The sequence below is a fragment of the Okeania sp. SIO2C2 genome, from assembly GCF_010692625.1.
GTDB lineage: Bacteria > Cyanobacteriota > Cyanobacteriia > Cyanobacteriales > Microcoleaceae > Okeania > Okeania hirsuta.
Genome location: NZ_JAAHGM010000002.1, coordinates 84,903 through 97,918, shown reverse-complemented (window position 1 = coordinate 97,918; position 13,016 = coordinate 84,903). Strand labels below are relative to the sequence as shown.

Here is a 13,016-nt window from a genome sequence, read left to right as displayed (position 1 = left end):
AGCTGACCGCTGAGGTGCTTCTTTAAACTGTTCCCCATCCAGGAGGAGGCAAGGCCACTTGTTCGTCAACTTTAGAGTGGGAAACCTGCTGCATACTGGCAGATAACCAAATAAACATTTCCCGAAAGTCAAGTCCTCTCAGTTTTAGCGGTGTTCTGAGCGCAATTTCTCCAAGCTTATCCATATTTGCCCCTTCTACACCCACTGCAAAAAAGGCAACGTGCTTGTTATCTTCTTCTTCTCTAATGCGCTCTGTTGCTTCCTTAACAACTTTTTCTGATTCACCTTGAGGTTCGCCATCAGTAATCAAAAAAATCCAAGGTCGATAGTAAGTTATGCCATTATTCCGATATTCTAACTTCCGAGCTGCAATCATATCCAGCGCTTTGTTAATAGCTGTACCCATGTAAGTTTGTCCTTGGGCTGTTAATACCGGGTTTTCAAATTGGTCTGCAGTGATAAACTCTTGCAAAATTTTTATTTGGTTGTCAAAAGAAATAATTGCCACCTCTACTCGTTTTTTAGCTAAGTCATCGGTAATTAAATTATTTCTAAAAGTTTCTAACCCCTCATTCAAAGCTTGAATAGCTTTGCCTGTCATTGATGCTGAGGTATCCAATAGTAGGACACAAGGACAGCGGGGTTCAGGGTTTTCTGCAAATTCTACTGCTTCATCAAGTCTCATAGTAGTTTTTTGGCCTTATATTAACAATTTATATTTTTTATATTTGTTTTCTTTATCTCTGATTCTAGAACTAACTATATTTCTAGTAACTTTGGATTAAATACAACTAACATTCAGATGACATAGTACACCATAAGGCATTTTCTGACTAATACAATATCTAAAATGGGGAGATAATCTTGGGTTGAGAGCTAGATTAATCAAAGTTTTTCCTCATCTCTATTTCTAAGCTCTAAAGATAGAATATAGCAGAAGGAAAAGGGAAGAAGGGAAGTTGGAAGAAGCTTGATTATTAATATTCCCAAGTTTGCAGCTATTTCCCCTGTACTTCGGCAGAGAATTAAAAAAGAGTTTGGAAACAGGGTCGAGAAAATTGAAGAATATAAAGCAAATATTTATACCTTATTATTGTTTGAAAATTAAATTATGACCACAGCACAAACACAAAAACTAACTTTTGATAACTTCTCAGAAAAATGTCCTGAAAAAGGTATTTACGAATTTGTGAATGGAGAAATTGTAGAAGTGAGAGCAACCCGAAACCATGATGATGTAGCTAACTTCCTTTTATTCTCTTTTAATGATGAAATTAGAAGACTTAATCTGAATTTGGTTGTCACTAATACAGTAGTCATCAAAAAATTAAGAAAAGACGGCGTAGAACAAGGAATAAATCCTGATGTTAGTGTAATTTATCGAACTATTTGGCGTTCCAATCGTTCTGATTATAATGCCTTACAAATGCCCATTCAATTAGCAGTAGAAGTTACTTCTACAAACTGGGAAGATGACTATGTAGACAAATTAGATGAATATCAACGTTTAGGAATTACTGAATACTGGATTGTAGATTATTTAGCTATTGCCTCAAGAGCATATTTAGGAAATCCCAAAGTTCCGACTGTCTTTGTTTTTTATCTGGATAAAAATGCTAAGTATAGACAAACTCAATTTAGAGGTGCTGAACAGATTACATCACCCACATTTCCAGAATTATCTTTAACAGCAGAACAAGTATTAACCGCTGAAAAAAATTGACTTAAGAAACAGCGTTTTTTTGTAATTTACCTTTGATATTTTTGTAAGCTTGCCTAGCAGCCACAGGTTTAAACTGAGTATCCACAAATTGCACCGGATGGTATGTCTCAATCCACAAATGAGCTCCACAGCGCAATGGTTCTAATGGTTTATAAACTATACGACACGGACCATGAATTTCCATTTGATGCCCCATATCATTGTGATTTGTTTGCTTCAAAGAGACTACAGGTATCAATTCCTCAATAGACACTTGAGGATTTTCTTTAATGATGTCGATATTTGCTTTGATGATATGTTGATTGACATGAATGATCGTCGGCTTCTCTCGCTTTTTATGACACCATACACCTTTAGGTCCTCTAGAACCTGGTATCACAATAGGCATCTTCCCATAAAGAGGAATTCGCCAAAATCCATTATGTTTGTAAGCGCCTTTAATTCTGTTTTGAGAAAGTAAAACCCTAACTCGTTGGCAACAGATACCCAATAAAAAAGCTGCTTCTCTAGTTCCAATAATAGTCATTTTTACTATAGCACTATAGTTTTTATTCTATATTCAAATATAATTTGAACTTTACTACATATAAAGGTAGTCATCAATTAAATAAATTCTGTTACTTTGATTACATTATGTCAATAAAGTTGGCTAACTTTAGACACATATAATTTTCGGTAAAAAATATGGCGATAGTCCTCTGGCAATAATCTTTGATTTAACTGTGAGAGTATCAAAAGTAGGGGGCGTATCAACACTCCCTACTTAATCGCAATTACAAAAATTCACCTCCCATAAAAGCTTGCAAGACTTCCGGTATTTTCACACTACCATCAACCTGCTGATAATTTTCCAAAATAGCCGCCATAGTTCTTCCCACTGCTAAACCAGATCCATTCAGAGCGTGAACATGCTGAGTACCTTTTTTCTTTCCTTCCTTAAACCGAATATTTGCCCGACGTGCCTGAAAATCTTTCACATTAGAACAACTAGAAATTTCTCGATATGTTCCTGATGATGGTAACCACACCTCCAAGTCATAACACTTAGCCGCAGAAAAACCTAAGTCTCCAGTACACAATTCTATAATTCGATAAGGTAATTTTAGTGCTTGTAAAATAGCTTCTGCATCTGCCACCAATTTTTGATGTTCTTCTTCAGAGCGATCAGGATGCACAATTTTTACCATTTCGACCTTATTAAATTGATGGAGTCGGATTAACCCCCTTGTATCTTTGCCATAAGCACCAGCTTCTCGACGAAAACAAGGAGTATAAGCACAATGATAAATAGGTAGTTGTTCCGCAGTCAAAATTTCATCCCGATACAAATTCATCGTTGAAACTTCCGAGGTAGGTATTAACCATAGATCGTCTGCTTCACACTTAAAACTATCCTCAGCAAATTTTGGCAGTTGACCTGTAGCTGTCAAAGACTGACTATTTACCAATAATGGGGCCATAACTTCAACATAGCCAGCTTGAATATGGCGGTTGAGCATAAATTGAATGATGGCACGCTCTAATACTGCTCCTGCTCCCATTAATGCCACAAAGCGACTTTGAGCAATTTTTACCCCTCGTTCAAAGTCGAGAATACCTAGTTTTTCCCCAATTTCATAGTGGGGAATAATTTTTGGATTTTGGGGAATATATTCATCCCCCCAACGTTTGACTTCGATGTTTTCTGCTTCACTTTTTCCTAAAGGTGTAGACTCACTAGGCAAATTAGGAAGAGGTAAGAGCAAGGCTTCTATTTTGGCCTTTATCTCTTTTTCCCTGGGCTCTAGTTCGCTGAGTTGGGTTTTGATTTGATTTCCCTCATCTTTGAAAGCTTGAACTTCGGCACCCTTGGGGTCACTGCCTGATTTAATTTTTTCTCCTACCTGTTTACCGATCTGATTACTGCGAGCTTGGAGTTGCGATCGCTCTGTTTCCAGTTCTCGTTGTTGCTGATCCAATTCTAGAATTGGCTGTAAGTCGTAGTCTCCACGACGGTTGAGTAATTCTTGTACAGTTTGCAGATTTTCCCGAATTTGTCTAATATCTAACACAATTTCTCCCTAGGCCCTTAATTTATCCCACTTAACAGAATATTACTTTAGCTCAACTATTGTTCAAAAAGTCAAAATTTGAAAATCAAAAGTCAAAAGTCATAATATCTATAATTAATCTGTCAAAGCGAATCCCCACTGTTTTTGTCCGTAGGCAGTGATGACCACAATCTTGACACCAGTATTCGTGATGTCCTTTTCTGATATTAGTGCTTCCGCACGCTGGACATTGCAATTTTCTGAAAGTTTTATCAATCTTCATCGGCAACATAAATTTTGGTGTGAGGTCGATAGTTTAAATATTCTTCTAAAAAGCTCTCTATGTCTCCAATATAAGTGCAGTGACTATTCATGTGTCGGAGAAGATTTTTATTCTTACGTCGAACTGAATTGCCTAAATTATTAATATCAACAGCATTTTTTCTAATTTGATTTTCAATCCGACCGATATACCGAAAAACAATCCAGCTACAACCTATCACAGAAAAAATAGTAGTAACCATGCCGACCGTCACAATAGTTTCTGGAGTCATTTATTAAAGACCAGTAACAATCTGGAGATGTTCAATATTTTAGAAATTCTGGTAGTTCTGAAGCTAGGAGTCAGTTATTACTATGGTGTCGGCAATGTATTGTTTATCCTCGGCATCGCCTGACCACTCTAGTTGGTAGGGAATTGGGGACTAAATATGATGAGTTGCTGGCTAAATATTCTAGTGATGAAAGTCTAAGCAAAGTCCAAGCTATTACTAAATATTTTGATAGGCAGATTGAGGCGATAGCGCTTATTGAGAAGTCCATGGCTGAAACTCCTAATATTCCTGCACTTCTGCAAATTAAGGCAATTAAAATTGGTGCAATTCAAGCTAAAAAAAGTTTTCTTTTGGCTGCTGAATCGGGTGTAAATGTAGATTTACTGGAGGCTATAAACACAGAAAAAGCTAAAGGCTTCAAAACTCTAATTCCTTTTAAAGTAATTAGCCTTGCTCTTAGAAGGTTATGGCTAATGCTTAAAAAGGCCAATTGTACTAATTGAGCGATCGCTATAGTTGTCCCAAAAGGTTTAGGAAGTAAGTAAAAAAGTTACTCCTAAACTTCTTACCTTCTAAAAATCTAGACAATCCTAGACACGCTCAACATCACCGATGAAGAGCGAAATTCCTGATCACCTGTCCATAAGTCTACTGGCATGCGAAGGTTAATGTTCCGCTCAAACGCATTGAGTTTAGGATTCCCTAGGCGGGTTTTCGTCAAACACGAAAAGTCGAGTGCCAAACACTCCATAATTGTTGCTAAAATCCTCTGATCTTAGCAGACAGATGTAATAATAACATAGATTAATGGCGTAAAAACATAGACATTTTGTAGATATAAGTCTTGGATAGTCCATGTTTTTCAGCTTTAGTAAGCAACAGTAAAGCGCCAGGCTCATAACCTGGTTGATGCAGGTGCAAATCCTGCCACTGCAACTATAGCAACTAGCAGTTAGCTATTGGCTATCGGCTTTTTAATTTTTATTTAGTTGTTTGCTGGAGCTGATTAGTTGTTGTACATGAAAACTTTTATGAGTGGAGATGGTGTAACGATAATATTTTGGCCTCCAATACCGACGATCTAGCTTTAAATCCTAGTCTCCGCGCCAACATCATTTGAAAATTTTGTTAGCAGTTTATAGAACCCATTTGGTATCTTTGTCCGCAATTAAATTTTTGCTCAGAAGTTAGGAGATGGAGGGAAGGAATATGGGAAAAAGCGGATGCAACCCCGCGCCGTCCCACGGCGCAAGCAGTCAGACCCCGGCGTTTTGCTGGCGCATAACTACGTTAACGGCTAGCCTCTTACAGAGGAGCTAAAGCTAACGCCCACATGAAAAGCAGAGCGGATCTGCACTCTTCGGATTTCCTCGCCATGGGAATGCTGACTCCTGTGAGGGAACGCGCACCAAGCAGGTTGAAAAATACTCCCCACCTCCCCATCTCTTTTTAAATAGATCTCAAATGGGTTCTATAGAAACCTAAAACCTTATCAGTATAGCTACCAATCTCACCTTGATTATATTGATTTGGATCTCCTGTCATCCACCATGCTGCTGCTCGACGCACTGCTAATGACTCATCATTACCACTAGCAGCATACTGCTCTTTCAAAATATCTTCCATTACGCATCCCAAAATTTCCCTTGCTTTTGTTGTATTTGCTTCAAACTCTTTTACAGTCATTTCCTCTCCAGTGCAAAGTCTCGACCACCTGGGAATATTATCTGGCTTAATTTGCCAGTCGCTATACAATCCATCATTTTCTGTTCCTGTTTGCGGTGCCGCTAGTCGGAGTGCTTCAACTAATGCCTGAACTTGAGTATTTGATATCTGTGCTTTTGCTGGCATTACCCAAATTATTAAAACAGCAACGATCCCTAATATAAATCTCATAGTGTCTCACCTATAACCAGAAGTCAATTTGACTTTATATTATATATTAAGTTAAAGGTGTTTGTGTTATATAAGTAATACCAAATTAATAAATATTTGCTACAAATAGCTAGGATCTTTCTTAGGAGTCAACCCACCCCTAACCCCTCCTGGGAGGAGAAGTCAGGAGGACCGAGTCGTATGGGAATTGTTTCAATACCATTTTTCAGGTCGCAAATCATTCTTTTCTCTTGGTGCGCTACTAGATGCGACTAGCGTCGTCGCGGGATATGACGCAAGGGAATGCTGACTCCTGTGAGGGAACACGCACCAAGCAGGTAGAAAAATGCTCCCATCCCCCCATCTCCCCATCTTTAACTATATAAATATAAGGCTTTGTTGCACAAAGAGAGTAAATAGGGTAAAAATAACAGTGCATGGTACAACAAACCTACACTAAACGTAGATATGAGTAAATCCAAGTCCAAGTCTAAGTCCAAATCTAAGTCTAAGTCTAAGTACCATCTCAGCAACTGGTCAGAGTATGATGATTCCTTAAAACACAGAGGGAGTTTGACATTTTGGCTAAATGACGAAGTGATAGAGCAGTGGGTAAACCAACAGAGGACTGGACGTAGGGGAGCATCTAATACTTATAGCGATGTAGCTATTGAACTAATGGTAACTTTCAGTAGTTTGTTTGGACTAGCGTATGGGACAAACAGAGGGGTTTGTAGAATCTATATTTGACTTAATGGGACTAGATTTATCTGTACCAGACCATAGCACAGTATGCCGTAGGGTCAAGAAATTAAAGATTGTGATACCAGTAATGCCAACCCGTGAGGGGATGCACTTAGTAGTAGATTCTACGGGGGTTAAAGTATATGGTGAAGGGGAATGGAAAACCAGGATTCACGGTGTAGGTAAGCGTAGGACATGGCGTAAATTACATTTAGGTGTCAATGAAGCCACAGGAGAGATTGTCACAGCAGTTGCCACAACTAATGATGTAAGTGACGACCAAGTATTTGGTGACCTATTAGATGGAGTAGAAGGGGAGATTAACCAAGTATCAGGTGATGGAGCTTATGATAAGTGCAAGTGTTATGAAAAAGCGAGTCAGTTGGGGGCGAAAACGACGATTCCACCACGAAAAGATGCGGTGATTTGGCAACATGGCAACTGTAGAGGAACTCCCCATCCTAGAGATGAAAACTTGAGACGCATTAGGCAAGTGGGACGAAAAAAATGGAAGCGTGAAAGTGGCTACCATCGACGCTCCCTATCAGAAACCACAATGTTTAGGCTCAAAGTGATATTTGGAGGGAAGTTGCGACGACGAAAATTCGACAATCAAGCCGTGGAGTTGTTTATACAATGTGCCATGCTTAATCGAATGATTCAAATAGGTAAACCCAAAAGCTACAAAGTTGAAATCTAGTTAACTCAACTCAGGGGAGTTATCACGATCGCCACTTTCATGCAACAAAGCCTAAATATAATATAGATAGATCTCAAATGGGTTCTATAAAATCTTGCTCTAGGGAGGTTCCATAGAACTTCCCTACTTTCTCCTCGGTTCGCTGTTACCCAAAAGCTTTAATTTCTGCAACTAATTTATCAATTTCTGCTTCTTGAGTAAAATAATGAACACAAGCTCTTACACAATCTGGATCGAGAATAGTTCGTACCATAATTTCCTGCTTTTCTAGATATTCAACTAACTGCTGATGAGACTTACCATTAGTTAACTGAAAAGAAACTAATCCTGCTTCTGGAGGTGCAGTTAGCAAACAATTAATATCAGGAATTTTCTGTAATTTTACCCATAAATATGCACTGAATTCTTTAATTTTTTCATATCTTTCTTCAGCAGTTCCCCACTGATTATGTAGAGCGATCGCCTCCTTTAAAGCCGGAGCTAAAGGATAAGCAGAAGTCGCAATTTCATAACGTCTACCATCAGGTTGCCAAGCAATCGGTTTACCACTTTTATCTTTAATAATACCCCGCCATCCAATAAAAGTAGGCCTTAAATTTTTCCTCGCTTCAACACTTACATAAAGTCCTCCTAAACCTCCTGGTCCACACCACCATTTATGACCAGTAAAAGCATAAAAATCAACTTCTGTTTCGGCTAAATTTAAAGGTAAAACACCTACAGATTGAGCAGCATCAACTAATACTTTCACTGGAGAATGAGAGAAACTGTGACACATTTTAACAATTTCAGTTAATGGCAAAACCTGACCTGTATTCCACAATATATGGCTAATTACTAATAATTTAGTGTTTGGCCGTAAATTATTAGCAATAACTTCTATAGGGTCTCCTTCATTTAAAGTTGCCATAATCGGGCAAGTAGAAACCTCTATATTAAAACGTCTTTGAATCTCCTCAATTGTAGCAATAACTCCTGGATGTTCGCAGTCAGAAAGTAATATATGATCGCCTGCTTGCCAATCAATCCCCCAAAGTGGAATATTACAACCTACAGTAACATCTTCTGTCAGAGTAATAGTATCTAGAGAAACTCCTAACTCAGCAGCGATTGCACCCCGGACTGAAGCTACTTGTTTTTCTACCCAAATTCCGGCTTTTCCAGAAAAAGGTCCGATATTTTGTATTTCTTGATAAGACTGATAAATTGCCTGTAAAGATGCTTCAGGCATTGGTCCTTGCCCACCATAATTAAAATAAATTTTATTAGCTAAAGCCGGAAAATTTTGTTGATAATTTGATAATTGAGAGGGATGATGATTCATATAAATATTGCAGATTATCTAATCATTTAGTGCTTTGGGATTATACCATAAATTTTTATTTAAATATGTTTTGTTGCTTCCAAACCATCCATTTCTGGCATTTGCACATCCATCAACACCAAATCATAGGGTACTTTTTCTAAAGCTATCAAAGTTTCTAATCCATCACTAACCACATCAGGACGATAACCCATTCGTGCTAACATTGACAATGCAACTTTTTGATTAACTACATTATCTTCAGCTAGTAAAATTCTTAAAGGTAGGCGTGTCGCCAGATTGCCATCAATCTTGATATCAGCTTGATTTTTCATATTGACTACCTGATTAGTAAAAATCTGCATCAGTACTTTATATAACTGATCTGGCTTAATCGGCTTATTTAGACAAGCTTGTAAATTGCTTTTATCACCTTTAGGACAACCTATAGAAGTTAACATCACTATTGGCAGTGTTTTTAGTCGAGGAAGCTTACGAATTTCAGCAGCTAAAGTTAGACCATCCATTTCCGGCATTTGCATATCTAAAATAGCTAGATCGAACTTTTTACCTTTCTTCAGCAACTCTAAAGCTTTTGCAGCACTATCTACTTCTGTAGATATGATATCCCATTTTTTATTTTGTATTTTTAGAATCAGTCGATTAGTAGGATTATTATCAACTACTAATATTCGTTTACCATTAAGTTGAGGCTGAGGGTTTTGATAAACTTTAGGAATACTGGGAGCACTTTGAGCTAAGATTGTGAAGTGAAACGTTGAACCTACAGCAAAAGAATTTGCAGAAGCTAAATTATTTTGATTTACCAAGGGATTTCCAGCGACATTACCCCCGCTTTCTGCCCACATTTGTCCGCCCATCATTTCACACAGTTTCTTACTGATAACTAAGCCTAAACCTGTACCCCCATATTTACGAGTAGTTGAAGAATCTAGTTGAGAAAAAGGCTGAAAAAGTCGCTTTAAACCTCCTGGTGGAATACCAATACCAGTATCTCTGACAGCAAAATGGATTTGGTGGGTGGGAGATTGAGAATTGTCTGAGTTAACTTCTTCAGCAGTAACATTTATTACTACTTCTCCAGAATGAGTAAATTTAACAGCATTACTGACTAAATTGACCAGAATTTGACGCAGCCGAGTCACATCACCCATAATTCTGCAGGGAGTATGATCGTCTATAATGTAGGCTAAGTGTAATGCTTTATCTGTAGCTTGAGACACTAGCAGATCTAGACAAGATTCTACACATTCTTGGAGGTCAAAAGCTTGGCTTTTTAACTCTAACTTATCGGCATTTATTTTTGAGAAGTCGAGAATATCATTAATAATGATTAACAAGTTATCTCCACTACTGCGAATAATTTCCACAAAGTTTCGTTGTTGGGGATTGAGATTAGTATCTAGTAGCAAACCAGTTATCCCAATTACTCCATTCATTGGGGTACGTATTTCGTGACTCATGTTGGCCATAAATTCTGATTTCAGCTTGGCTATAGATTGAGCTTCCTTTAAGGCCGCATTTAATTCCTGATTTTTTTGTTCTAATTCTGCTGCTATTTTGGTCGTTTGTTCCTGAGTTTTGACTTTTTCTTCCAGATAAACTTGAAGTTTGTTGACTGCAGGTCTAAATACAAATACTCCCTCTGATATTAGTAGTAATATCGCAACTGTTAATAATAAATTTTCGATTCGTCTAGTTTGCTGAACCTTTTGTCGAGCTTCGGCATCATATTGGAAGACAATTTGATTCATCCGTGGAAGAAAAAGGGCCTCATTTTTGAGAATGGTTTCTACAAAAGGGCTAGTATTTGCTTGTGGTGACTGTGAGTTAATGATTACTAGCAAACCCTGAGCGGCCTTAACTATTGCTTGATAATATTCGTCCATCTCCGCAAACATTTGTTTTACCGTAGGACTATTTTTATTACTGGGTAATCCTAAGTCTGAATCACCTTTTTGTAGTCCCTCATGGGAGGTTTGGAACAACTGGACAACATTTTCGAGTTCCTGTTGACGTTGTTTTCTGACTTTTGAGTTGGAGCTAGACTGGATAGCTAATGCTGCTTTGCTAAGTTTTTGACTCAGCATTCGTTGACGACCTGCGATGTTAATTACCCGAGAACTGGTAAACTGATATTTTAGGGATCTTTCTACTAAAAATTGTTCAAATATAAATAATCCGGCTATTACGCTGAGCCCGGCAATATAAAGTACCGTCAGGCGATTAGTTGGAGATGGCTGGCGTAGCTTTTTTGACATTTTTATAGTTATTGTTGCAGTGAATTTTGTCTATATTTCACTGTGGAATAATCAGAAATGTTTGGTCTTTATATCTCGATTTTATCTCAATTCAACAAGTGGACTAGACTAACTATATATATATAGTTAGTTGTGCTATTTTGGATTTTTAACTTCCGCAAAGTGGTTGACTCACTAACTAAATAATTAATGTTTATAACTGACTCTCAGCTACTTTCTTATCAACGTTGTTCTAGAAAAGTATTTTTAGATACCTATGGAGATTTTACGCAACAAGATTCTCCTAATGATTTTCTGCTGAAATTAATTAAGGATAGTTCGGAATTTAGGTCGAGCATTATCAAGAATTATATTTATCAAAAGCCTGATTATCCTCGTGGAGATTTAATTGCAGGAGGAAAAGCTACAGAAGTATTAATGGCAGCAGGTATTGATGTTATTTATCAGGGAATATTAATTATTCAGCAATCTTCAATCAACTCATTCTCACAAAATCAGACTATTAATTTGGTCAGTCATCCAGCTTTATTGATTAAACAGCCTGGATATTCTCGGTTTGGTGATTGGGTTTATATTCCCACAGATATTAAGTTAAGCAAACGTCCGAAATTAGAATATCAAATAGTTGCTACTTTCCACGCTCAAATATTAGCAAGTATTCAAGAAGTTTGGCCAGAAACTGCTTGGTTGATTCTCCGAAAGAAAGGGTTATATAAGGTTAATTTAGAAAAGCGAATTGAGCAAATGCAGGAAACTATTTCTGAGTTAATTTCAATGTTGCAAAATCCCTTAGAACCAGAAGTATTTATGACACGGCAAAAATGTAGTATTTGTACTTGGTATAGTAGTTGTCATACTGTTGCGGAAACTCAAAAACATTTATCTCTTTTGCCTGGGGTTACTCCTAATCGTTATGCTGTGTTGAAAAGTCTCGATTTGACAACTTTAGAATCCCTAAGTTCTGCTAATCCTAATGACTTAGAAGTTTATCCTGAATTTGCTGATGGAGTCGGTACACAAGTTGTGCAGCAAGCTCAATCTGTCTGGGAAAATAAAGTAATTATTAGAAATGAAAAGTTGACCGAAGAAATAGATAGTAAAACTTTACCAATTAATTATTACAAATTAACTAGGCTAGTCAATGCTCCTGTAGAAATATATTTTGATATTGAAGCTCAACCAGATATTAATCTAGATTATTTACATGGTGTCTTAGTAGTTGATCAACGCAAAAATACAGAAAAATTCTATGTTAATTTAGCCGAAAATCCCTTAGATGAAGAATTTATTTGGTATCAATTTTTAAACTTAGTTTGGAAATATCCTATAGCTCCAATTTATCACTTCTGTGAATATGAAATTCAAACTGTCAAAAAATTAGCTAAACTTTATAACACTCCAGATTATCTGTGGAAACCATTGTTGAAAAGATTTGTGGATATTCATAAAGTTGTTACTCAAACTGTTATATTGCCTGTAGAAAGTTATTCCCTCAAAAATATTGCTCGTTGGTTAGGTTTTGAATGGCGGAATCCCGAAGCTAATGGCGCTCAATCTGTCTGTTGGTATGAAGAATGGTTGAAAACTGGCGATCGCTCTTTTTTAGATGCAATTATTGTTTATAATCAAGACGATTGTTATGCTACTTATGATATTAAAGAATGGTTGTTAAAATTTTTAGAAGAAGGAGTCAGGAGTCAGGAGGACCGAGTCAGGAGTTAGATATAGGAACCGTCGAATAGACAAGGTAAAGTCTTCAGAAGGAAAAAGGAAGAAGGAAGAAGGAAGAGTTCAACAATTAATTA

10 protein-coding genes, 1 tRNA gene and 1 pseudogene are annotated in these 13,016 nt (G+C 37.3%); 5 read left to right on the top strand and 7 right to left on the bottom strand.

The features are described from left to right. Nucleotides 1–22: 22 nt before the first annotated feature. Nucleotides 23–685 carry a VWA domain-containing protein gene (locus tag F6K18_RS01305; protein ID WP_287517894.1) on the bottom strand — a complete coding sequence of 221 codons (663 nt, stop codon included), beginning with the start codon at nt 683–685 and terminating at the stop codon, nt 23–25. 426 nt (nt 686–1,111) lie between these two features. On the opposite strand from F6K18_RS01305, the gene F6K18_RS01300 reads away from it, so the two are divergent. Beyond that, nucleotides 1,112–1,723 (top strand): Uma2 family endonuclease, encoded by a 612-nt coding sequence (locus F6K18_RS01300; protein WP_287517891.1) that lies wholly within the window; start codon nt 1,112–1,114, stop codon nt 1,721–1,723. Nucleotide 1,724: 1 nt separating this feature from the next. Here F6K18_RS01300 and F6K18_RS01295 read toward each other — a convergent pair whose 3' ends face one another. From F6K18_RS01295 to F6K18_RS01285, 3 genes are all read right to left on the bottom strand, one after another. Next, entirely contained in the window at nt 1,725–2,249 is a 525-nt protein-coding gene (locus F6K18_RS01295; RefSeq protein WP_287517889.1) for a hypothetical protein, read from the bottom strand. A 247-nt stretch (nt 2,250–2,496) separates the two neighbouring features. Further along, on the bottom strand, nt 2,497–3,774 hold the full coding sequence (gene serS, locus F6K18_RS01290; protein ID WP_287517886.1) for a serine--tRNA ligase: 1,278 nt from the start codon (nt 3,772–3,774) through the stop codon (nt 2,497–2,499). 251 nt (nt 3,775–4,025) lie between these two features. Then, nucleotides 4,026–4,307: a hypothetical protein gene (locus F6K18_RS01285; RefSeq protein WP_287517885.1), complete on the bottom strand. Its 282-nt coding sequence runs from the start codon at nt 4,305–4,307 to the stop codon at nt 4,026–4,028. A 143-nt stretch (nt 4,308–4,450) separates the two neighbouring features. Here F6K18_RS01285 and F6K18_RS01280 point away from each other — a divergent pair, with 143 nt between their 5' ends. Further along, a complete protein-coding gene (locus F6K18_RS01280; protein WP_287517883.1) occupies nt 4,451–4,810 on the top strand; it encodes a hypothetical protein in 360 nt (119 codons plus the stop codon). Nucleotides 4,811–5,171: 361 nt separating this feature from the next. Beyond that, nucleotides 5,172–5,236, top strand: a tRNA-Met gene (locus tag F6K18_RS01275). Between the two features lie 520 nt (nt 5,237–5,756). Here the strand turns inward: F6K18_RS01275 and F6K18_RS01270 are convergent. Beyond that, nucleotides 5,757–6,203 (bottom strand): hypothetical protein, encoded by a 447-nt coding sequence (locus tag F6K18_RS01270; protein ID WP_287517881.1) that lies wholly within the window; start codon nt 6,201–6,203, stop codon nt 5,757–5,759. 447 nt (nt 6,204–6,650) lie between these two features. Here F6K18_RS01270 and F6K18_RS01265 point away from each other — a divergent pair. Next, nucleotides 6,651–7,626, top strand: a pseudogene (locus tag F6K18_RS01265) (IS5 family transposase). A gap of 145 nt (nt 7,627–7,771) precedes the next feature. On the opposite strand, the gene F6K18_RS01260 reads toward F6K18_RS01265, so the two are convergent. Then, complete coding sequence (locus F6K18_RS01260) at nt 7,772–8,950, bottom strand: aminotransferase class V-fold PLP-dependent enzyme (protein WP_287517879.1); 1,179 nt, start codon at nt 8,948–8,950, stop codon at nt 7,772–7,774. Between the two features lie 59 nt (nt 8,951–9,009). Continuing rightward, nucleotides 9,010–11,211: a response regulator gene (locus F6K18_RS01255; RefSeq protein WP_287517876.1), complete on the bottom strand. Its 2,202-nt coding sequence runs from the start codon at nt 11,209–11,211 to the stop codon at nt 9,010–9,012. A 189-nt stretch (nt 11,212–11,400) separates the two neighbouring features. Between F6K18_RS01255 and F6K18_RS01250 the strand changes: the two genes are divergently transcribed. Beyond that, the gene (locus F6K18_RS01250; RefSeq protein ID WP_287517873.1) at nt 11,401–12,933 is read left to right on the top strand and encodes a TM0106 family RecB-like putative nuclease; all 1,533 of its coding nucleotides are present in this window, start codon (nt 11,401–11,403) and stop codon (nt 12,931–12,933) included. The last annotated feature ends 83 nt before the right edge of the window (nt 12,934–13,016 follow it).

What these genes read in the sequence shown, in the direction of transcription:
- F6K18_RS01305 (WP_287517894.1), bottom strand. Translation starts at nt 685, where the DNA reads ATGAGACTTGATGAAGCAGTAGAATTTGCAGAAAACCCTGAACCCCGC.
- F6K18_RS01300 (WP_287517891.1), top strand. Translation starts at nt 1,112, where the DNA reads ATGACCACAGCACAAACACAAAAACTAACTTTTGATAACTTCTCAGAA.
- F6K18_RS01295 (WP_287517889.1), bottom strand. Translation starts at nt 2,249, where the DNA reads ATGACTATTATTGGAACTAGAGAAGCAGCTTTTTTATTGGGTATCTGT.
- F6K18_RS01285 (WP_287517885.1), bottom strand. Translation starts at nt 4,307, where the DNA reads ATGACTCCAGAAACTATTGTGACGGTCGGCATGGTTACTACTATTTTT.
- F6K18_RS01270 (WP_287517881.1), bottom strand. Translation starts at nt 6,203, where the DNA reads ATGAGATTTATATTAGGGATCGTTGCTGTTTTAATAATTTGGGTAATG.
- F6K18_RS01260 (WP_287517879.1), bottom strand. Translation starts at nt 8,950, where the DNA reads ATGAATCATCATCCCTCTCAATTATCAAATTATCAACAAAATTTTCCG.
- F6K18_RS01255 (WP_287517876.1), bottom strand. Translation starts at nt 11,211, where the DNA reads ATGTCAAAAAAGCTACGCCAGCCATCTCCAACTAATCGCCTGACGGTA.
- F6K18_RS01250 (WP_287517873.1), top strand. Translation starts at nt 11,401, where the DNA reads ATGTTTATAACTGACTCTCAGCTACTTTCTTATCAACGTTGTTCTAGA.